The organism is Gillisella vitis (genome assembly GCF_021559775.1).
GTDB lineage: Bacteria > Pseudomonadota > Alphaproteobacteria > Rhizobiales > Rhizobiaceae > Allorhizobium > Allorhizobium ampelinum.
Genome location: NZ_CP056047.1, coordinates 495987 through 516732, shown reverse-complemented (window position 1 = coordinate 516732; position 20746 = coordinate 495987). Strand labels below are relative to the sequence as shown.

The 20746-nt window shown below is 58.1% G+C and carries 16 protein-coding genes and 1 tRNA gene; 6 read left to right on the top strand and 11 right to left on the bottom strand.

Features of this window, described 5'->3' with window-relative positions:
• The 3 genes from AVCG78_RS02330 to AVCG78_RS02320 form a co-directional block, all read right to left on the bottom strand.
• Nucleotides 1-750 carry a phosphoadenylyl-sulfate reductase gene (locus AVCG78_RS02330; protein ID WP_071585004.1) on the bottom strand — a complete coding sequence of 250 codons (750 nt, stop codon included), beginning with the start codon at nt 748-750 and terminating at the stop codon, nt 1-3.
• A 461-nt stretch (nt 751-1211) separates the two neighbouring features.
• Nucleotides 1212-3185, bottom strand: a complete 1974-nt coding sequence (locus AVCG78_RS02325; RefSeq protein ID WP_071202681.1) for a methyl-accepting chemotaxis protein — start codon at nt 3183-3185, stop codon at nt 1212-1214.
• A gap of 504 nt (nt 3186-3689) precedes the next feature.
• Nucleotides 3690-4106, bottom strand: coding sequence for a hypothetical protein (locus AVCG78_RS02320; protein WP_015915220.1), 417 nt, complete (start codon nt 4104-4106; stop codon nt 3690-3692).
• A 359-nt stretch (nt 4107-4465) separates the two neighbouring features.
• Here AVCG78_RS02320 and AVCG78_RS02315 point away from each other — a divergent pair.
• The 3 genes from AVCG78_RS02315 to AVCG78_RS02305 all read left to right on the top strand — a co-directional run bounded on the left by AVCG78_RS02315 (nt 4466) and on the right by AVCG78_RS02305 (nt 8161).
• Nucleotides 4466-4542 (top strand) — tRNA-Pro (locus AVCG78_RS02315).
• A 423-nt stretch (nt 4543-4965) separates the two neighbouring features.
• Entirely contained in the window at nt 4966-6762 is a 1797-nt protein-coding gene (locus AVCG78_RS02310; RefSeq protein ID WP_071202677.1) for a type I secretion system permease/ATPase, read from the top strand.
• A 10-nt stretch (nt 6763-6772) separates the two neighbouring features.
• Nucleotides 6773-8161 carry an HlyD family type I secretion periplasmic adaptor subunit gene (locus AVCG78_RS02305; protein WP_081355436.1) on the top strand — a complete coding sequence of 463 codons (1389 nt, stop codon included), beginning with the start codon at nt 6773-6775 and terminating at the stop codon, nt 8159-8161.
• A 138-nt stretch (nt 8162-8299) separates the two neighbouring features.
• Here the strand turns inward: AVCG78_RS02305 and thrH are convergent, their stop codons facing one another.
• From thrH to AVCG78_RS02290, 3 genes are read right to left on the bottom strand one after another with little or no spacing between them, the layout of a single operon-like run.
• Nucleotides 8300-8971, bottom strand: a complete 672-nt coding sequence (thrH, locus tag AVCG78_RS02300; protein WP_015915217.1) for a bifunctional phosphoserine phosphatase/homoserine phosphotransferase ThrH — start codon at nt 8969-8971, stop codon at nt 8300-8302.
• A complete protein-coding gene (locus tag AVCG78_RS02295; RefSeq protein ID WP_015915216.1) occupies nt 8968-9597 on the bottom strand; it encodes a LysE family translocator in 630 nt (209 codons plus the stop codon). The genes thrH and AVCG78_RS02295 overlap by 4 nt, the downstream gene beginning before the upstream one ends.
• A 60-nt stretch (nt 9598-9657) precedes the next feature.
• Nucleotides 9658-10416 (bottom strand): 2OG-Fe dioxygenase family protein, encoded by a 759-nt coding sequence (locus AVCG78_RS02290; RefSeq protein WP_071202674.1) that lies wholly within the window; start codon nt 10414-10416, stop codon nt 9658-9660.
• Nucleotides 10417-10530: 114 nt separating this feature from the next.
• Here AVCG78_RS02290 and AVCG78_RS02285 point away from each other — a divergent pair, with 114 nt between their 5' ends.
• The gene (locus AVCG78_RS02285) at nt 10531-11481 is read left to right on the top strand and encodes a LysR family transcriptional regulator (RefSeq protein WP_234665090.1); all 951 of its coding nucleotides are present in this window, start codon (nt 10531-10533) and stop codon (nt 11479-11481) included.
• Nucleotides 11482-11487: 6 nt separating this feature from the next.
• Here the strand turns inward: AVCG78_RS02285 and AVCG78_RS02280 are convergent, their stop codons facing one another.
• The 3 genes from AVCG78_RS02280 to ppdK form a co-directional block, all read right to left on the bottom strand.
• Complete coding sequence (locus AVCG78_RS02280) at nt 11488-12531, bottom strand: hypothetical protein (protein ID WP_071202672.1); 1044 nt, start codon at nt 12529-12531, stop codon at nt 11488-11490.
• A gap of 97 nt (nt 12532-12628) precedes the next feature.
• Complete coding sequence (locus AVCG78_RS02275; protein ID WP_071202670.1) at nt 12629-14065, bottom strand: vWA domain-containing protein; 1437 nt, start codon at nt 14063-14065, stop codon at nt 12629-12631.
• Between the two features lie 165 nt (nt 14066-14230).
• The gene (gene ppdK, locus AVCG78_RS02270; protein ID WP_071202668.1) at nt 14231-16915 is read right to left on the bottom strand and encodes a pyruvate, phosphate dikinase; all 2685 of its coding nucleotides are present in this window, start codon (nt 16913-16915) and stop codon (nt 14231-14233) included.
• 478 nt (nt 16916-17393) lie between these two features.
• On the opposite strand from ppdK, the gene AVCG78_RS02265 reads away from it, so the two are divergent.
• Both AVCG78_RS02265 and AVCG78_RS02260 read left to right on the top strand, forming a co-directional pair.
• Nucleotides 17394-17897 (top strand): invasion associated locus B family protein, encoded by a 504-nt coding sequence (locus AVCG78_RS02265; protein ID WP_015915210.1) that lies wholly within the window; start codon nt 17394-17396, stop codon nt 17895-17897.
• Nucleotides 17898-18076: 179 nt separating this feature from the next.
• A complete protein-coding gene (locus tag AVCG78_RS02260; RefSeq protein ID WP_071202947.1) occupies nt 18077-18634 on the top strand; it encodes an SH3 domain-containing protein in 558 nt (185 codons plus the stop codon).
• A 51-nt stretch (nt 18635-18685) separates the two neighbouring features.
• Here the strand turns inward: AVCG78_RS02260 and mhpT are convergent, their stop codons facing one another.
• Both mhpT and AVCG78_RS02250 read right to left on the bottom strand, forming a co-directional pair.
• Entirely contained in the window at nt 18686-19936 is a 1251-nt protein-coding gene (gene mhpT, locus AVCG78_RS02255; protein ID WP_234665091.1) for a 3-(3-hydroxy-phenyl)propionate transporter MhpT, read from the bottom strand.
• Nucleotides 19937-20223: 287 nt separating this feature from the next.
• Nucleotides 20224-20640, bottom strand: a complete 417-nt coding sequence (locus tag AVCG78_RS02250) for an Ivy family c-type lysozyme inhibitor (RefSeq protein ID WP_071202663.1) — start codon at nt 20638-20640, stop codon at nt 20224-20226.
• Nucleotides 20641-20746: the final 106 nt, after the last annotated feature.

Below are 20746 nucleotides of genomic sequence, written 5' to 3'. Positions count from 1 at the left end.
TTAAAGGGAACTGGAATTCAGCGATGGGATGGCAGCGTCCGGCACATGCAGGCCGCATTCGCGCTTCTCGTCGTTTTCCCACCACCAGCGGCCGGCCCGCTCGGGCTCGCCCGGCTTGATCGCACGGGTGCAGGGTTCACAGCCAATCGAGGGATAGCCACGCGCATGCAGCGGATTGATCGGCACGACCTGATTTTCCACATAGGCGTTGATATCGTCCAGCGACCAATCGGCCAGCGGGTTGACTTTGATCAGGTTACGCTCCGCATCATATTCGGCGAACGGCGTGGTGGCGCGATTGCCGGACTGGCTGCGGCGCAAGCCCGTCACCCAGACCGAAGCACCGTTCAGCGCCCGCGCCAGAGGAACCAGCTTGCGCACATGACAGCAGGCATGGCGCGCTTCGACGCTTTCGTAAAAGCCGTTCAAGCCATATTTTGCCGCATAGGCGTCAATATCGTCCTGATCGGGCGCATATTGCGTGATGGAAAGACCGAAACGCTCTTCAGTCTCGGCGATCAGATCGAGGGTTTCCTTGAACAGGCGACCGGTCTGCAAGGTTGCAACCTCAATGGAAAGGCCGGCAAGGCCGATTGCCGCCGTAATCACCTGATCCTCAAGACCGAGGCTCGTGGTGAACACCGACCGACCGCCAAGCTCCTGCACAAGACGCAGACGGGCGGTGAGATCAAGATCAGCGAGAGCCGCGTCCAGGGTGGCAACGGCCTGAGGATTGGATTGCGATGTCATTCGTTCTATTTCCTAGAGGGCGATTTCCCAGAGGGTAATTTCCTAGCGGGCCTACTCAATGTCCGACCAAGGCCCACTCCCAGTGGCTGCGCTTGGCATAACCTGGCTGCGCCCGGCATAAGCCTGTCATTTGACCAAGTATCGATGGTTTTATCGCCAAAAGACAGGAATTGCCTTTTATGCTGCCGCCAATGCGGAGCAAATATCACTCAAAGCCAAAGATATGGCGCAATTCCTGCCGCCCCTTCATTGTACCCCTGCCCCCGTTCCTCTCTTGCCTTTGTGGCTGCCGCTCCGGCTCATTCCAAACTAAAATGCCGGCCAAACTAAAATGTCGGCCAAACTAAAACGCCGGAAAGCAAGGCTTCCCGGCGTAATATCCTTGATAACAGGGGAATCTCCCCTTTGAGCGTTGCAGTTACTGCACCTGCAACTGCTCAGCAGTCTGGCAAACCATAATCTCAGAACTCTTCCCAGGACTGATCGGCAGCAGCAGCCGTCGCTGACGATTTGCCGGAAAAGGCACTGGCGATCTTGCGGCCAAGCGCACGGGCGGGTGAAGCAACCGGAGCCTGAGCGGGATGAACAGAGGCGGGACGAACCGGGGCGGCATAGGCCGATCCAGAATTGAACCCACTTTGCCCGCCGCCAGACAGCTTGAATTGCGACAGCAACTGGTTCAGCGAGGCGACTTCTCTTGCCAGGCCGTGGCTTGCAGCCGTGGATTCCTCCACCATCGCCGCGTTCTTCTGGGTGTCCTGGTCCATCTGGTTGACGGCCGTGTTGATCTGCTGGAGGCCGGACGACTGCTCATGGGCCGACTCGACGATAGCGCTGACATGCCGGTTGATTTCCTGCACTTCGGCCACCATGGTTTGCAGTGCGGTACCAGTTTCACCCACCAGCTGCACGCCGGACTGGACCTGGCTGTTGGAGGTGGTGATCAGCGCCTTGATGTCCTTTGCCGCATTGGCGGAACGCTGGGCAAGCTCGCGCACTTCCTGGGCAACGACCGCAAATCCCTTGCCTGCTTCACCGGCACGAGCCGCTTCGACACCGGCATTCAGCGCCAGAAGATTGGTCTGGAAGGCGATTTCATCGATGACGCTGATGATGTTGGAAATCTCAGCCGATGACTTTTCGATCTGTTCCATGGCGATCACGGCGCGGCGCACCACTTCACCGGATTGCTCTGCGCCGGCCTTGGTGCGCGAAACCAGGGTTCCCGCTTCCTGGGCACGACGGGTCGAATCCTTCACCGTGGTGGTGATTTGTTCCAGGGCTGCGGCCGTTTCCTCGACGGAAGCTGCCTGCTGTTCAGTCCGCTTGGCCAGATCATCAGCTGCCGACTTTATTTCATTGGCACCCGCATCGATAGCGCTAGCATTCTGGGCGACATGGGTCAGCGCTTCCTGCAATTTTTCAGCCGAGCTGTTGAAGCTGGCGCGCACGCCATCCAGATGGGCGACGAAAGGCTGGCCGATCCGATAGGAGACGTCGCCATCGGACAGATGCGAAAGCCCGTTTGCCAGATTGTCGACCGCAAATTGGATATCCGCCGCTTCCCTGGCCTTTTGCTCCTCGCGCTCCAGACGCTCTTTTTCCGAGAGGCTGCGATTGGCCGCGGTTTCCTGCTCCAGACGGGCGCGCTCGACGGCATTGTCGCGGAACACGCCGACAGCGGCAGCCATCTGACCAACCTCATCCTTGCGCGCCAGGCCTGGTATTTCCTGCTGCGTTTCACCGTTTGCCAGCGCTATCATCCGGCTGCGAAGCTTATCGATCGGACCGATAATGCCACGCGAGGTGACGAACAGAGCCAGGATGATGGCCATAAGCATAACGCTGCCGACAATGGTCAATGACGTCAGGATGGTTGAATTCGTCTGGTCGGTCAGTGCATCACTTTTTTTCAGGAGGGCCGTCGTATTGGTGTTATTCCAGTCGCGAAGATCGTCACGCCATTTGGCAATCAATGGATCCGCCTTGACGAGAAGAGCTCTGGCTTCATCGCGCTTTCCATCGGCAACCAATTGAACCGCCTTGTCGGTCAGGGCCTGAATATCGCGGGCGCGGCTGGCAAACTGGTCGATATCACCTGACAGCTCGGGCACAAGCGCCTTGGCAGCATCCAGACGCTTGAATACGGTCGAAACCGCATCTGCATAGGCTGCCTTGACGGTAGCCACATCGAGTGAACCAACGTCGTATGCGATAAGCTGATAGGCGCCGTATCCCATCGCCAGCAGAGAGGTCGTTGTCCGATACATCTGGCTTGCCGCGATACTGTCGGTTGCGATGAAATCAGAATATTCGGTATCCGTGGACTTATAACTACTGGCCGCGTAGCCCAGCCCGCCGACTCCGATCATGCAGACCGGAACGATCAGCGACAAAATTTTCGTGCGAATGCTCGCATTGGCCAAAAAAGACATTATGCCTCGCCTCTTAAAACTGATGGGGGGTGGGGAAGGAACAGAGGGAGAGGCAAGCTCTCACGAACCTGACGCTGCTTTCTTGGCTTGGCAAGAGTGCGACAGGCCACCCATCATGGGTGTTTTAACGATAGATTTCATATAGCACAATTAAGATTTAATATTTCCCTAAAATAGGTTGGGTAAATTCGAAAGGTCGAAGTCATACCCGCAACGAAAAATCCCGCCTCACCCAGACCGTGGAAATATTCGACTAACAGGTATTGAAAACCGGTCGCTGGGACGCAGTTTTGCCGCCGGCGCAAGGCCAGATTTCCAAAGAAACCCATTTTGAGCAGGTCTGTGCGTGAAAGCACGAATCTCTAAATGACGCCCCCACCAAAAAAGGCGAGGTCGCCTGACAACCTCGCCTTGGTTCATCGTTGACCTTTAGAAGACACGGTTTCGAAAACCGAACACCATCAAATGATGTTTGCGCGGCCCCTCATCACGTGGATCACCGCATTATGCGCCGCCCAGAAACTCTTCGCACCAGGTCTTGCCGCTTTCGACAGGCCTGTCGATGACAGGCTTGATCGCACGGATGACATAATCCGGAGAGACCGTGACCCGCACTTCGCAGCGCAGATATTCGGTGCGCCCGGCCTTGGTGACCTTGCCGCGCTTGCCATCGGGCGTTTGCGCATAGGTCGGAGCGACCGTGCGGGTCCTGAAGCCACCGCGCCAGCTATAGACGGTGGCACCGCCAGCCTGTTCGTCGTTGATCGGTGGTCCGAACTTGGCAAAGAAGGCACCCGCCGGCTGGCCGACCCAGCGCTCTTCTACCAGGTTTTTCTTCTGTACAGGCATGACACCCGATGTCGTGGTACATCCAGCCAGCGCCAGCGCCAAGCCAGCCGTCAGCATGATCCGAAAATTCATAATTCTGTCCCTTGGTAACCCGCTTCAAGCGGCCCGGCCGGGCAGAGCCCTGCCCCGGCCATCCCTGTGCCACTTTGTCTTTCGCCTTTATCCCCAAAACCTGAAATTGGAAATCACCAAGTTTCTCGCTCACGTCAACTTGTTTCAAAACGGCAACAGTGAAACACCACGAGCCGAAATTGACGCAAGATAATATTATTATTTAAATACAATGAATTAACTCAATCTTACTGCAACCATTCAATGCACGCAGCACCCTCTGCTTGCGGCATTCTTGCCCCTGTTGAAAAGCCATGATTTTTTTGAAGCCGCCCGCTTGTCTATTGTGAAACCCTGGTTTATACGAGCGCCACTGGTCACGGAGTGTAGCGCAGTCTGGTAGCGCACCACGTTCGGGACGTGGGGGTCGAGTGTTCGAATCACTCCACTCCGACCAGGTCAAAGGCTTCTCCCGAAGGCTGTTTCCTCCTCAATATTTAAAGCCCCTGCTTCTCGTGGTATCATCCTATACGATGTTATTTCATGACCGTTTTTAACTGGCTGCGCAGTCAAGGGCCCGAAGTTCCTGTATCCGGGACTGGCCGAAAAAATTGTAATATGCAGGATTTTTTTAAATCCTGCATGGTGGAGGGAATTGTACCTTAACGAGAAGATTGCCATAAAGACCTAAAAGGCTGAGTTGCAGACCGTGACCTCGGAAGGGTTACCAACTATCGTCATAATAATATGTTTTTTCTGCATTATTTCTAAAAACCACTCCCATTTAAGGGGGTCGGTAAAGAGGCCGGACAGGTCTCAGCCAGGGGTGGCTGTTCTGTCGGGCTCCGATTCAGGGGTTTTCAATGATCAAGAACTATTCATGAGCCGGAGTAAGACCACGCGCGGCGGCGTCGAGGAGTTACAGGCAGCCCTGGCGCGCAGCAAGGCGGGCTTCCTGTCCATTGCCCTGTTCAGTTTCTTCGTCAACCTTCTGGTCCTGACCGGACCCTTGTTCATGCTTCAGGTCTATGACCGGGTGCTGGCGGCGCGCTCTGAGGCGACGCTTCTGGTCCTGTTTCTGCTGGTCATTCTGCTCTATGCGATCATGGGCATTCTCGACCACGTCCGGTCACGCATCGCCGCCCGGATCGGGGCACGGCTCCAGAGCGAATTCGACATCAGGGTGTTTCGTGCCCTGCTCGATCGATCCGCACTGGCATCGAAGGGCGTTGCCGGTCCACGCGGCATGCGCGATCTGGACGCCCTGCAAAAAATGCTGGCGTCCTCGGCGATTTTTGCGGTTTTTGACATTCCATGGACGCCGGTTTTCCTGTTCGTGATCTTCGTTTTCCATCCCTGGATGGGCTATCTGGCGCTGGCGGGTGGGCTGGTGCTGATCGCGCTGACACTGCTGAACCAGCGCGGCACCAAGCGCATCCAGGCAAAAGCTGCGGATGCCAGCCGGATCAGCGACGAGATGACCATGGCGCTGGCTCGTGACGCCGAAACGGTCAAGGCCTTGGGCATGCGCAAGAGTGCGGCGACCCGCTGGCAGGCGACGCGCCACACGGCGCTCGCCGCCAGCATTGCCTATTCGGATGCCAATGGCTTTTACACAGCCGTGTCCAAAACCTTCCGGATCTTCCTGCAATCGGCCATTCTGGCGCTGGGTGCCTGGCTGGTGCTGCGCGGCGAAATCAAGGCTGGCGCGATGATTGCCGGATCAATCCTGATCGGCCGGGCGCTGGCACCGATTGAGACGGCCATTTCCCAATGGGGACTAATGCAGCGGGCGCAGGAAGGCTGGCGCAATCTCTCAACCCTGCTGGAGCAGATTCCCGAGGAAGACAGCCGCACCACCCTGCCGAGGCCCCGTGCCATTTTGCAGGTTCAGCAGGTTACCGCCGTACCGCCCGGCGAAAGCGTGGCGACGCTGCGGATGATGAGTTTCGAGCTTGGCCCTGGCCATGCGCTGGGCGTGATCGGCCCCAGTGGTTCCGGCAAATCGACCCTTGCCCGGCTGCTGACCGGTGTCTGGCAGCCGATGGCGGGCAAGATCCGGCTGGACGGCGCCGCTCTGGACCAATACGGCCCAGACGGGCTGGCCGACCATGTCGGCTACCTGCCGCAGGACGTGGTGCTGTTTGAAGGCACGATTGCCGAAAACATCGCCCGCCTCACCGCCGATCCCGACCCGGACAAGGTGATTGCCGCCGCTCGCAAGGCCGCAGCCCATGAGATGATCCTGAAACTGCCACAGGGCTACGACACCCCCCTGCCCGCCACCGGCCAGCGGCTTTCCGGTGGGCAGAAGCAGCGCATCGGCCTTGCCCGCGCCCTTTACGGTGATCCGGTCCTGCTTATTCTGGATGAGCCGAATTCCAATCTCGATGCGGAGGGTTCCGTGGCGCTGAACATGGCGATCCGCGGCCTCAAGGCCAAGGGCGGAGCAGCCGTGATCATGGCGCATCGCCCGGCGGCAATCGAGGAATGCGATCTGGTGCTGATCATGGACCATGGCGCCCGCGCCGCCTTCGGCCCACGCGACGAAGTGTTGCGCGCCCATCTGCGCAATGCCCAGCAAGTGGTTGGCACGAAGACAAATACGTCATGGGGGAATGCCAAACAGGAAACCACCATGACCGGTTTCGTACCCGGCGCCCCGCGCAAGCCATAGGAGAGAGACGATGAGCCTGTTTTCCCAGACATCGACGCCAGCCTCCTCTTCCCCGGCAAGCCTGCCCACATCCCCTGTGCCAAAGCGGGTGTCGTCCACCCCGGAACGCCACGTCTGGCAGGCCCGCGGTCACACGGCGCTCGGCTATGGCGCGCTGGCGGTCTTGGTGCTGGGGCTGGGTGCCTGGAGCGCACTGACCACCATCCAGGGCGCCGTGGTCGGCAGCGGCACGGTGGAGGTGGAAACCAACCGTCAGGTGGTACAACATCAGGCTGGCGGCATCGTGCAGGACTTACTGGTCAAGGAGGGCGATGTCGTCCAGCCCGGCCAGGTTCTGCTCAGAATGGATGAAAAGCTCGACCAATCCGAGCTGACGATCATTGAAAACCAGTTGTTTTCGCTGCTCGGCAATGCCGGGCGGCTGACCGCCGAACAGGATGGCAAGAGCGAGATCAGCTTCGACCCTGAGCTTGTCGAACGGGCCAAGACCGACAGCCATGTGCGCGAGATTGTCGAGGGCCAGCGCAACCTGTTGCAGGCGCGACAGGAAAACCGCGACAAACAGGTCGGGCAATTGCAGGAGCGCAAGCACCAGACCGCCCAGCAAATCGAGGGCTTGAACGCCAAGCTCAATGCGCTGCGCCAGCAAAGGCAGTTGATCAGCGAGGAACTGGCCGTGCAGCAGAAATTGCTGCGCGACGGCCTGACCCAGACCAGCAAGGTGATGACGCTGCAACGGTCCGAGGTCGAGGCAGACGGCGAGATCGCCTCGTCCATGGCCAGCATTGCCGAAAGCCGCGCCAAGATCGCCGAGATCGAAATCGCTATTCTGAATGTTAGTGGCGAGCTGCGTGAACAATCGATCACCGATCTGCGCAATGCCGAAGCGCAGATTGCCGAATTGCGTCAGAAACGGGTCTCCTCCCTGGAAACCCTTGGCCGCACCGAAGTGACCGCGCCAACCGGCGGCGTGGTGTTCGGCCTGACCGTGCATGCGTTGCGCACCGTGGTCAAAGCGGCAGAACCGATCCTCTATATCATACCGCAGAATGTCGGGCTGGTGATCACCACCAATTTGCCGCCCAATGAAATCGATCAGGTGCATGTCGGCCAGAAGGCCGATCTGGTGTTTGCCGCCTTTGATCGACGCCAGACGCCGGATATCCACGGCACGGTGATTGAGGTCTCCGCCGACGTGTTCAATGATGAAAAGACTGGAAACAGCTTCTATAAGGCGAAGATAAAGCCCGATGAACAGGAAATTGCCCGACTGGGCGATGTCCAGGTCCTGCCGGGGATGCCGGTCGAAACCTTTATCCAGACCACGGAACGCTCACCCTTCACCTACCTCACCAAACCGCTGGCCAGTTATTTCAACAAGGCATTCCGGGAGCGGTGACGCTGCTGCATAATTCCTTAAATCGGAGTCGATTTAAGGAATTATGCAGCAGATTTAAAACGTTACAGCACCGTGCGTTTTATAAAACGCACGGTGCTGTAAGGAAAACTCTAGCATGATACGTGGTCGTATATGCTGTCAGCCGAAAGCGCTCCCCAGGAAAGTCGTGGCCCTCTTTGAGGCCGATCTGCTATTGATATAAATGGCTTCATCGAGGATATCGAGGACTTCACTATAGGATGATGTAGCCCGCAGATCCGGCGCGGCCAGCAGCGTCGCCATCGAGGGCTGAAACAGCACGCCATAGGTCGCCGCACGGATCATTGAAATGTCGTTCAACGCGTCGCCCATTGCAAAATGGGCGCACCCCTCGGTATCGACGGCGTCGAAACAGAGATGTTTTCCAGCCAGCCCATTCCAGAAGTCGAAGCCGGTGACGATATCCTCGTCATTGGTCTGAAAACTGTGACAGAGGACCTGATCAGCAGCGATCTGCTCGATAAAATGCCGGTTCATCGGGCTGAAGGAATCCGAGACGATCACCACACGCCCACGCAGCTTGAGCGCTGCGAGGAATTCCACCGCCCCATTGAACAGATCGAGTTCCGCGACACTGGCGCAGATTTCGGCCAGGGTAACGTGGTGATCGGACAGGTGCTTGATCCGCTGATCCAGCAATTGACGGTAATCGGGAATTTCCCGCGTGGTCGCTTGGAGTTCGGGAATTCCGAACGACTTGGCGATATGCGGCCACATTTCCGGAACGAGAACGCCTTCGAGATCGATGAAGGAACAGATGGATGCGGTCATTGCGCGCCACTCCCCAAAGTGCCCGCGGTGAACAGAATGGCCCCCAGCGAGGCGAGCACGACCCCGATCAGGATATTGAACAGGCGCTGGCGACGCAGCACAACGGTTCGAATGGCCGGGTTGGACAGAAAGGTCGAAACGGATGCGAACCACAGCAAATGCGACAGGGAGATGAACAGGCCCCAAAGCAATTGGTGCGACAGCGGCGTGTCCTTACCGATGAATTGCGTGTAGAGACTGATCACGAAAATCGACGTCTTCGGATTGAGACCATTGGTCAGAATACCGGTCATCATTTCCCGGCCCATGGATCTGTCGCTGGGAACCAGACTGCCTTCGACATCGCGTATCTTGCTGAAGGCCGTGGCCAGGCCCGCATAGACCAGATAGGCCGCGCCGACGAATTTGATGATATCCAGAATATTGGGGAAAATATGCTGGATGATCGCAATGCCGAACATGGCATAGATCACATGAAACCAGCAGGCGATGGCAATGCCCATCGAGGCCGCCAGCCCGGATTTGCGGCCATAGAGAAAACTATTGCGCGACACCATGGCAAAATCCGCGCCGGGGCTGAGAACGGCCAGCCAGGTTATCGAAGCAATCAGAAGTATTTGTTCCATAAATATGTGGGCTCCGGATCCGGCAACAGCCGCGCGGTTCCGCGCGGCTGACATCTGCATTTATTTGCGGCGGAAGGTCAGGACCAGAACATCGCGCAGGCCCTGCTGGTCGGGATCGAGCTTGGTGATCGGCGTTACGCCATGGGCAACGCGTTCATCATTGACAATTGCAGCATCGAAGGGGTCCGTCAGCGTAAATTCCGCCAGCTTGACGCCGTCCCGATCCAGGATGGAGGTTTCGCCACCAACAATATTCTGCCGATTGATGAGAACCATCAGCACGAAATCCACACCGTCGCGGTGAACGCCTTCAGGTGTTGGCTTTCCACCGGTCTGCACGGCTTCAATGCGGAACTGATGCAACTCCATGTGCCAGGTCGAAAAAGGCGAGAGAGCGCCGAAGGTGGAAGAGGCGAAGGAGAAAATCGCCTGCATCACCGGATTTTCAATGGTCGATGCCAATACCGGCTCGAAATGGCGCTCAATGCCGCCATTCAGAGGATTGTAGGAGGTCGTTTGGAAATGTGGCTGATGCTTTTCGAGACTGACGGGCCCGCCCTTAGGCGCGCCCGTCAGGGTTGCGTACCGGCGAAGGCGATATTTGCCGCCGTCGGCCATATAGGTATCCGGTTTAAGATCATCCCAGGACGCCTGAAAATCAGCAATGTCCTGGCTGCTAAAATGGCTTTGATGAATGACATCGAGAAAATTGTTGCCTTCAAGAAACACAAAATCGAAGTCATGCAACTGTTGGCAGACATCGATATTGGTCACATTGGCCGGATCGCTGTGCTTTAAAACTGAAATATTGCCTTGCATTAAAATGGCTCCGATTTAATCGGCGTAACCCGCCGACACCGATTATCAATCATATGTTGTGTTTCGTGAAAACCGATATATTTTCGAGCAAAAGCGTGAGGTAAATTCACACATATGACCGACAGTTCCGAATTCCGATCCAGGATGGCGCGCCTGCCACAATTGGGGGCTTTGAAGGCCTTTGCGGTGGCGGCGCGGTATGAAAGTTTTGTGTTGGCGGCCCAGGAATTGCACGTCACACACGGGGCGATCAGCAAGCAGGTCAAGAATCTGGAGGAAAGTCTGGGCGAGCCGCTGTTCCTTCGCCGTAACCGGGCGGTCTTCCTGACGGAGCGCGGTCGTCAACTGGCGGCCAGGCTTGCCTCCGTGTTCCAGGATCTGGAAAATGTCGTCACGGATTTTCGCAGCAATGCCTATGCGCAACCCCTGATCGTCTCCTGCGAACCGACGCTCTGCCTGAAATTCCTCATACCAAACCTTGGCGATCTGAAAGAAAGGACCGGTCTGGATGTCAAGGTTCTCGCCGCGGGCGGAAAAATCGATTTTCGCCGCGATCACGTCGACCTTGCCGTGCGGCGCAACGATTTTGCCATCGACCCCCGCCTGCATGTGAGGGAACTGGCGCCGGAAGCGATGGGAATGGTTTGCACGCCGCAGGTGGCGGCTGATCTCAACAACGCACCTCGCCCCAGCGTACCGGCCCTGCATACCCGCTCGCGTCCCGATGCCTGGCTGAACTGGCGCAAGACCCAGCCGGGAACCCGCAAGTTCAACTCGGACATTTTTTACGAGCATTTCTATCTGGCCCTTGAGGCGGCGATGGCTGGCCAGGGTGTCGCGCTGGCATCGATCCATATGGTGACGACGGATATGGCAGCCGGACGACTGGCCGCACTCGGTGCGTTTCATCAGGATGGCACCCATTATCTCGCCGTCTCCAATAGCGATTTTGCCGCCGATGAACGACGGCTGGTATTCACCGACTGGCTGTCGCAACGCATGCGCGCCCATCTTTCACAAGCATCAAATGCACGCCCGACCGCAGAAACAAGGCATCTGCCATAAGCATTCTCATCCACCAATCTTCGGTGTTTTCAACCCCTCGAACACGGAAGGGGCATTGGGGTCAGGCTTTGGTTCCTCTTCCAGGAAATCAGGCACCTGCGTGCCATTGGAATTCATCGAGCCGTAGGCGCCCTTATCTTGCAGGGCAGAGGGGTCCTGCAGGGCAGAGGGGTCGGTCGGAGCTGTACCGGGATCCTCGCCATCGATTGACAGGTCCGGCTGGCCGAGATCGACGGGCGGCTGGGTCTTGATTGGCAGCGGCACATAGAGCGAGACGGTGACGATAATGGCAATGACCAGCAGCCAGCTGCCGAGGATACGCGAGGGAATGTTCAGCCAGGGGCCCTTGAAGCAGCGTAGCAGAAAGGCCGGGGTGAGAATGATCCACAGGGCCGAAAGCACAGAGGCAATCGCAAAAGACGGAATGCCGACGCCGAAATCGTCCAGGCCAAGAAACAACGAGAAGGAAAAACCGACAACAGCAGCGGATGCCAGCATGGCCCGATCCCGCCAGCGCCCCGAAAGCCAGAGACTGGCACCGGTGATGGCGACGGCCAGCGGTGCGATCAGGTAAAGCACCTGCCCCAGCGCGCTTTCGCGGATGGCGACGAAAATCGGGTCGAAAAATAGCAGCATGACCGATAAGACGCCGAGAAACACGCCGATGGTAATGGCGAATTGTCGGGCGCTGGGCATCATCGCACAGGCGACCGCGATGCCTAGCATGGCCAGAACCAGATCATATACCGAGAAGGTGAACAGCGCGCCCAGCTCGGTGAAACCATAATCATGCGGCAGGCTTTGCGACACGGCCAACAGGAACAGGCCGAAACCGGCCAGCAGCGCACTGGCGCGAAAACGATCCGTCTTCATAACGCGGCGGGCCTGCGCCCATTTGTCATTACCGGAGGCAGCCGCAGGACCGGCCTTGCCCTGCCCCTCGCGCTGCTGCTTGCCAGATTGTAAGCCGGGCGGCGTGGTGTCGCGGCCCTTCTGACGGCGTTTGCGGGAGGTGGGCGCCGTGGAGGATGTCCGGTGCGTGTCGTTCATCGGGCCTGGCCTTTGCGAGTGTGACGACCCGGCCTATCTCATAATCAAGGCGATTTGTCACCCGCACTGCTATTCATCCCGTCTGTCGCCGTCCTGTTCACTGCGTCAGCCGCACCGTACTGCCGATAATGTTCTTGGAGATCGCCGTATAGACATCCTTGATATTGGTGGTGGAGGCGCTGAAGTAATATTTGGTTCCGCTGGAACAGGTCTGCAAATTCTGGACATCGGCTTCCGAACTATAGGAAATCGCGTAAATCTCGATATTGTTGGATTTGATCGAGTCGCAAGTTGTCAGAAGCGCATTGGTGGCGATGTCATTGCAGGCGCTTGTGCGGGTCTTGTTGCAGATCCAGTCCAGCTTGTCAGAGTCACTGGGTCCGTATTTCACATTCATCTCACCATCGGTCATGAAAACAATAACCTTCTTGACCTTCTCGGAATAATCGGCGGGCGAGGTCCCTCCACCCCATGCCGAACGCCATTTCGGCGACAGCGTGTACCATCCCGCCAGCATACCGGCATCGAGCCGGGTGGAGCCTTCCGACGTCATGTTGGCGATGGCGCTTTGCAACGTGCTAAAGCTCGACGTCAGGGAGACGATGGGTGGCGGGCAGAAACTGGTAGAGGAACCGCTATTGGAATCCTGGGCCACGAAGGCCTCGGTGCTGGGTGGTGCGTCGCTCAGGCCATTGGTGCCGATGCTACCACTATCTTTCATTTCGACATCGGCACGTGGCTCGACGCAGCCGATCCAATAGTAATTTTTCGAGGTATAGGCGAGCGGCGTCACATTATCGATCCACTGCGTGAAACTATAGCTTGAGGACGAATAATAGGACTTGGGATCGGTCCAACGGCTAGGAACGGCAGCATTGCCACCATAAGCCTTCAGCCAATCCTTATGGGGAAGGCCGATGTTGAAACGACTGGAAAACGGCGCGATGGCGATCTTGCTGCGTTTGGCAACCGTCGCATCATTGGCAAAGGAGGTTAGAAAGCTCTTCACCGCCGTCTGCATCGGCCCGAAACGCCCTTCCTCAATCATCGAGCTGGATACGTCGAGCACCAGGGACACTTCGAGATCGATATTGCCCGGCAGCGCCGCACAGGACTTGACGGAAACATTCACCGTCTTGACCCCGGCCAGTTGCATGAAACTGGTGGGAACGCTTTCGCCGACGACGACGCAGATTTCCTTGCCATCCGCTGACAGGGTCGGGCCGCTCAACCGTTTGGGGACTGCGGCACTATCGACATCATTGGCGCCCTGATCCGCCGTATCGGAGGCGAGATAGCTATCGATCTCCGCCGCCAGGGCATCGACGCCCGAGGACGAGGAATAGCTCGAAGCCGCCGCCAGGATAGCCGAATCGGAAATCACCTGGATATCATTGCGATGGTCCCGCGACGAACTGTAGTCCAACGCTGCACCGACGGCCAAAAGCAGCGGCATCAGCAGAATGGCCGACATGATGGCAAAATTGCCATTGTCATCAGCGATGAATTTTGAAAGCAGGTCTCTAAAGCGCATTTTACCCAACCATGTGCTGAAGCGTCCGGGACACCAGTCCTGTTCTTCAATCCTTGTTGGGTAGCTGTTTTATAAAACCATTTGAAACAAAGCCGAAATTCAATTGATAAAATGCAACTGAACAGGGCATTTTGTGCCGAAACGGCGAATAAACATTAGTTGGCTTCAAACTTCCTTCGCCATGAGGCGCCTTTGCTTGATACTTGCCTGGGCGGCGGACAGCCGGGCGATCGGCACCCGGAAGGGTGAGCAGGAGACGTAATCCAGCCCGACATCCTCGCAGAAATGGATCGAGGCCGGGTCGCCGCCATGTTCGCCGCAAATACCGAGCTTCATATCGGGCCGGGTCTGGCGACCGCGCTCGGCGGCCATGCGGATCAGCTCGCCGACCCCGTCGAAATCCAGCGAGATGAATGGATCGCGCTCGATAATCCCCTTGCGCTGATAGGTCGGAAGGAAGGCGGCTGCGTCGTCGCGTGACATGCCGAACGTCGTCTGGGTCAGGTCATTGGTGCCGAAGGAGAAAAACTCCGCAGCCTCGGCAATCACATGGGCGCGGATGGCGGCGCGCGGCAACTCGATCATCGTGCCGACCAGATAGGAGATTTCCAGCTTGCCTTCCCGCATCACTTCGGAGGCAATCCGGTCGATCACGCCCTTCACATAATCCAGCTCGGAGCGCAGCCCGACCAGCGGCACCATGATCTCAGGCACGACCGGTGCACCGGTCTCAAGGCCTGCGGCAACAGCGGCTTCGAAAATCGCCCGCGCCTGCATCTCGGCAATTTCAGGATAGGAAATCGCCAACCGGCAGCCGCGATGGCCGAGCATGGGGTTGAACTCGTGCAAAGCCTCGACCCGCTGCGCCAGCGCGCGCGGCTCCATGCCCATCGCCACCGCCACCTCGGCGATTTCCTTGACGGTCTTCGGCAGGAATTCATGCAATGGCGGATCAAGCAGACGGATCGTCACCGGCAGGCCATGCATGATGGTAAACAGCTCGGTGAAGTCCGAGCGTTGCATCGGCAACAGCTTGTCGAGCGCGGCGCGTCGTCCGGCCTCGTCCTCGGCCAGGATCATTTCGCGCATCACATGGATGCGCTCACCTTCGAAAAACATATGTTCGGTGCGGCAAAGTCCGATACCCTCAGCGCCGAAAGAGCGGGCGGCCCGCGCATCGCCCGGCGTGTCGGCATTGGTGCGCACCGTCATGCGACGCGTGCGGTCGGCCCATTGCATCAGCTGGGCAAAATCCCCCGACAGTTCCGGTTGCAGCATCGGCACGGCGCCCTGCAAAACCTGGCCGGAAGAACCGTCTATGGTAATGATATCGCCCTTCTTCAGCTTGACGCCGACGCCCAGCAGCACGCCATTGCGGATATCGACCCGCATGCTGCCGGCACCGGCCACGCAGGGAATGCCCATGCCCCGCGCCACCACTGCCGCATGGCTGGTCATGCCGCCACGGGTGGTCAGGATGGCTTCGGCGGCATGCATGCCGTGAATGTCTTCCGGGCTGGTTTCCATGCGCACCAGAATGACCTTGCGGCCTTCCTCCTTGGCGCTAACCGCATCTTCGGCGGTAAAGACGATTTCGCCGGTAGCCGCCCCCGGCGACGCCGGCAGGCCTGAGCCGATCACATCCCGCGCCACGCGCGGATCGATGGTGGGATGCAAAAGCTGGTCCAGCGACGCCGGCTCGATGCGCGACACCGCCTCGTCCTCATCGATCAGCCCTTCCGCCACCATATCGACAGCGATCTTCATGGCCGCCTTGGTGGTGCGCTTGCCGGAGCGGGTCTGCAACATCCACAGCTTGCCGCGCTCAATGGTGAATTCCACATCCTGCATGTCGCGGTAATGGGTTTCAAGCTGCGCGCAGACCGCCGTAAACTCGGCAAAGGCCTTGGGCATCAGCTTTTCCATCGACGGCTTGTCGGAACCGCTTTCCAGCCGCGCCCGCTCACTCAGGGATTGCGGGGTGCGGATACCCGCTACCACGTCCTCACCTTGGGCATTGACCAGAAATTCGCCGTAAAGCTGGTTTTCGCCCGTCGACGGGTTGCGGGTAAACGCCACGCCGGTGGCCGAACTGGAGCCGAGATTGCCAAACACCATGGCCTGGATATTGACCGCCGTGCCCCAATGGCCGGGAATATTGTGCAGCTGCCGATAGGTGATGGCGCGGGCGTTCATCCAGCTGGCAAACACCGCTGCCACCGCCCCCCAGAGCTGAACCTCAGGGTCCTGCGGAAAGGGTTCGCCCAGCTCATCCTCGATCAATTGCTTGTAGAGGTCAGTCACATGCTGCCATTCGTCGGCGCTCAGTTCGGTGTCGAGTTCATGGCCAAACCGGCCCTTCTCATGCTCAAGAATTTCCTCGAACACTTCGTGATCCAACCCCAGAACGACATCGCCATACATCTGAATGAAGCGGCGGTAACTGTCCCAGGCAAAGCGAGCGTCTCCGGCGCGATGGGCAAGACCGACCACCGTCTCATCGTTCAGGCCGAGATTGAGAACCGTATCCATCATGCCCGGCATGGAGGTGCGCGCACCCGAGCGCACCGACAAAAGCAGGGGATTTTTGGCATTGCCGAACGTGCGTCCGGTCTCGGCTTCGATCAGGTCGATACCGGCCAACACCTCTGCCTTCATGTCGTCGGCCAAACTGCGACCATGGGCGTAGAAATGCGTGCAGGCATCCGTGACAATCGTCAACCCCGGCGGCACGGGCAGGCCAAGACCCGCCATTTCAGCGAGATTGGCACCTTTACCACCCAAATGTTCAACATCGCCAGCACCGCCCTCAGCCTTGCCGCCGCCGAAGCTGTAGACCCACTTCCCCATGGTCGTTTTCTTTCTCCGCCCGACTGTTCTTGTTTTCGCATCGGATTGCCCGAAAACCGGTTTCCACTTTTCCGGTCCGATGCTTTTATCTCCGCATCGGATGATCCGAAAACCGGTTTCCACTTTTCGGTCCGATGCTTTTATCCCTCAAAAGACTTAGCGCATTCGTGATCCGTTGAAAATCTCATAATATCAATCGTATCCCGCATTGCAGCATAATTGCGGCATCCCGCGCGAAAGATCCGTGTGTCGAGGCTCGACGCGGTATAGAGCGATGACTGATACCGGAACGCGGCCTACATCTGTTTCGATGGTAATTTTCTTGGTCAATCCATTGATATTTCACGAATTTGCGACGGAATGTCGCAAATTGGCTCAACCAATTGTGAAGAGAAATTAACGTCGCGGTAACCTCATGGCTGGCGGATTGGGGTAGAGAACGAACCGCGACCCACTCAACCAAAGGAGATTGCCAGATATGTCATCACTACAAACCGTTGCATTAATGCTTGCCATTCTTGGGTTTTCGGCGAGCTTTGCATCGGCAGCCCCTCGGATGGTCAAGCAGTTCGATCACTGGGGGCTGTTTTCCTACAAGGATGGCGGCAAGACCGTTTGCTATGTGCTGTCCGTGCCTTCAAAGGAAGATCCTGTGGGCATCGACCATGGCAAGAATTTCTTCCTGATCGCCCCGAAAAAGACCGGCGGCGTCAATTATTACCCCCAGGCCGTCATGGGCTACAACGTCGCTCAGGGCTCGACCATCGATGTGAACGTCGATGACAAGACGTTTCAGATGGTGCCGAAAGCCAATGTCGGCTGGACCCGGCTGGAAGCAGAGGACGCCAAGGTGATTGCCGCCATGAAGCAAGGTCGCCGGATGACCGTGAAAACCACCTCGAAGCGCGGCACCCACACCACCTATACCTATTCGCTCCAGGGCGTTTCGGCGGCGCTGAAACAGGCCCAGGCCTGCCGCTGACATGTCCAAAACCGACCATGCCTGAGAAACGCCCCCTGACCGCCAAAGGCGGTTGCATACACAGGCTCCAAGATGATGACGCATTCTCGCCGTCAACAGATTTCGACCATCTCAAATGTATCGAGGCCTTGAGACATTTGAAAAGGGAATACGGTCCGTCATGTTCAGTGGCTCCCCGTGTGAACCGCCGCGCCCTGCTGGCCACCCTGTTGCTGACCCCGTTGATCGGGGCGGCAAGCCTGCTTGCGCCCGGCACGGCTGCGGCCATGCCGATGCTGCGGCAGACGGGTCGCGTCACCGGCTATCCCCTGCCCCGATTTGCCTCGTTGAAGGCCGACAGGGTGAGGATGCGGGCTGGCCCTTCCACCGATTACCCCGTCCGCTTTATCTACGAGGCTCGGGGCCTGCCGGTGGAAATCATCGAGGAATACGACAATTGGCGGCAGGTTCGCGATAGCGACGGCACCAGCGGCTGGATGTCGGCTGTCATGCTCAGCGGCGCGCGCACCGGCCTTGTCGCCCCCTGGCGCGGCTCAAAAGGCGATCTCGTCATGCTGCGCACTCGCCCGCTTGCCACGGCTGCCATCACCGCCCAACTCCAGCCACGGGTACGGCTGAAAATCGGTGGCTGCGACGGGCATTGGTGTTCCGTCTCGGTAGAACGAGGTGGCCCTTCCGGCTTTGTCCGGCAGGGCCTGGTCTGGGGCGTTTATCCCGGAGAAACCATCGGCAGTTGAGGTTTTACAACCAGAATGCCAGACGGTTTCCCAAGCAAGATCCGCAGCCGGTCAAGGCTTGACCATGGAGGGCGTTGCATGGCCTGGCACACCCTTCGCAGTGCTATCCTGCGGCAGGTCGCGCAGCCGCGACAACAGCAGAACGGTTGCGATACCAGCGATAACAGCCACCGGCACGATCGCCATCAACACCTCGGTCGGCGAGCGCCCAGCAGCAATCAAACCACCGGCAAACAGCGGCCCGACCACCGAGCCGACCCGTCCGACGGCGACAGCAAGCCCGACACCGGTGCCACGAACATCCGGCGCATAGCATTGCGGCGCAATGCCGTAGAGCAGCGATTGAGCCGCCATGACGCTCACCCCGATCAAGGCACCGGCAATGGCATTGGCGGCAAAATTGGCCGGTGCCAGTCCCAGCAGCACAAGAGAGACCACCAAAAGAAGGAAGCAGAGCGAGCCGTTGAAGACCTTGCGCTTCCCATCAAGGAACCATCCACCCGTCAAGCCACCCACGGCCCCGGCGATATTGAAAATCACCTGAATGAGGCCAGCCTGCTGGCGATCCAGCCCGCGCGTCACCAGAAGGGTCGGCAACCAGTTGAGAAGCAGATACAGGACCATGATGCCAAAGAAAAAGCCCGTCCAGAGCAGGACGCTGCGCAGCGCCGTATCGGGGGAGAAAACCTGACGCCAGGCACCCTCCTTCTTGGTCTTTTCTGACTTTTCGACCTTGAGCTGCGGCAACATCATAAACAGCGGCAGCACGAGCAGCATCGGCATGATACCGCCTGCGATGAAAATGGTGCGCCAGTCGTCGTGCAGACCGGCCATGGCCACCACGCTTGCAATCGCCCCGCCAAACGGAATGCCAGCATACATGATCGACACCGCCCGGCCGCGCCGCTCCGGCGTGGTCGATTCGACAGCAATGGCCACTAGGTTCGGCAGCGCCCCGCCCAGGCCGACGCCGGTGAGGAACCGCATGGCGATCAGCCCTTCCACGGATGTGACTGCTGCCGTGGCGAGCGAGAAGATCCCGAAGATGAAAAGCGCCAGGCTAAGACCCAAGCGGCGTCCGAACCGGTCGGAGATCATGCCGCCGGAAACGGCGCCAAAGATCAGGCCAAACGTTGCAGAAGAAAAGAACAGCCCCATCTGGGCGGGTGTCAGCCCGAAGACCGGCGCCAGTTTCGGCGCCGCCACGCCCGCAGCCTGAAGGTCGAAACCTTCAATCATCGCCGCCAGAAAAACCAGAAAAATGATCCGGGACGAGCCCGGTCGCGATGTTGTCGACAGCATAATGCCTCCCATTGATGCCGATAACGGTTCAACCGCTCGCCTCCTCGCGCCCGGTCAGACCTTTTTGGATAATCCTACAGCGATCATGACCACGCCATAGGCGCGGCAAGATGCTGTAAAGTATGTTGAGCATACTATTGGAATTGGCATTTAGCAATCGTGGCTTGCCAGCGAGGAGAAAATACCTCCGCAAAAAGGAAAACCTCTATTTTCTATTTCAATACAAAGGATTGCAATTTTTCATCCGTTGCAGGCAGCATGATTTAAAATCGCTATTTCTCAGAGTATCAGCCGGGAGCACGCGCCAATGCGGTCTTTTCCGCCTCGCTTGGCATGCCGAGGAAGATCTCGCCTTCCGCCTGGTCCTCAATACGCATCACCGCATGCTTGCCATCGGCGGAAAACAGTACACGAACGGCGCTTTGCTCGCATCGTTTTGGCTGGCAGGCGTAGAATAATTGCATGGGCTTGGCGTCAACAGGCATTTCGACCGAAGCCAGCCCGATATAATCATCCTTGCGGACCATGTTCAGCACCCAGAGCGGAATGCCCTGCCGCCCGCGCACCAGCCCCGTCAGCGCCTCGCGATGCGGCTTGGAGGTTTTCACGGTCTGCGCAAGGAAATTGCCGGAAAGATTTTCGGCTGCTGCCGGAATCGCAAAAAGGCAGGCAAGAGCGGTCAGCAGCAGTATCCAGCGGGGCATGCAAATCTCCTGTTTATGACTGCCCGACAGGTTCACGGTGAACAAGCCAGACCGTCCTTCCCTCTGCATGTTCCTTTCGGTCCGATGCCGGTAGCCTAGGCCTGCC

Bases quoted from the DNA above. Each gene is read 5' to 3' on its own strand.
- mhpT (WP_234665091.1), bottom strand. From the start codon at position 19,936: ATGCTGTCGACAACATCGCGACCGGGCTCGTCCCGGATCATTTTTCTG.
- AVCG78_RS02325 (WP_071202681.1), bottom strand. From the start codon at position 3,185: ATGTCTTTTTTGGCCAATGCGAGCATTCGCACGAAAATTTTGTCGCTG.
- AVCG78_RS02290 (WP_071202674.1), bottom strand. From the start codon at position 10,416: ATGCAAGGCAATATTTCAGTTTTAAAGCACAGCGATCCGGCCAATGTG.
- AVCG78_RS02295 (WP_015915216.1), bottom strand. From the start codon at position 9,597: ATGGAACAAATACTTCTGATTGCTTCGATAACCTGGCTGGCCGTTCTC.
- ppdK (WP_071202668.1), bottom strand. From the start codon at position 16,915: ATGGGGAAGTGGGTCTACAGCTTCGGCGGCGGCAAGGCTGAGGGCGGT.
- AVCG78_RS02305 (WP_081355436.1), top strand. From the start codon at position 6,773: ATGAGCCTGTTTTCCCAGACATCGACGCCAGCCTCCTCTTCCCCGGCA.
- AVCG78_RS02275 (WP_071202670.1), bottom strand. From the start codon at position 14,065: ATGCGCTTTAGAGACCTGCTTTCAAAATTCATCGCTGATGACAATGGC.
- AVCG78_RS02265 (WP_015915210.1), top strand. From the start codon at position 17,394: ATGTCATCACTACAAACCGTTGCATTAATGCTTGCCATTCTTGGGTTT.
- AVCG78_RS02310 (WP_071202677.1), top strand. From the start codon at position 4,966: ATGAGCCGGAGTAAGACCACGCGCGGCGGCGTCGAGGAGTTACAGGCA.
- AVCG78_RS02250 (WP_071202663.1), bottom strand. From the start codon at position 20,640: ATGCCCCGCTGGATACTGCTGCTGACCGCTCTTGCCTGCCTTTTTGCG.
- AVCG78_RS02320 (WP_015915220.1), bottom strand. From the start codon at position 4,106: ATGAATTTTCGGATCATGCTGACGGCTGGCTTGGCGCTGGCGCTGGCT.
- AVCG78_RS02285 (WP_234665090.1), top strand. From the start codon at position 10,531: ATGACCGACAGTTCCGAATTCCGATCCAGGATGGCGCGCCTGCCACAA.
- thrH (WP_015915217.1), bottom strand. From the start codon at position 8,971: ATGACCGCATCCATCTGTTCCTTCATCGATCTCGAAGGCGTTCTCGTT.
- AVCG78_RS02280 (WP_071202672.1), bottom strand. From the start codon at position 12,531: ATGAACGACACGCACCGGACATCCTCCACGGCGCCCACCTCCCGCAAA.
- AVCG78_RS02330 (WP_071585004.1), bottom strand. From the start codon at position 750: ATGACATCGCAATCCAATCCTCAGGCCGTTGCCACCCTGGACGCGGCT.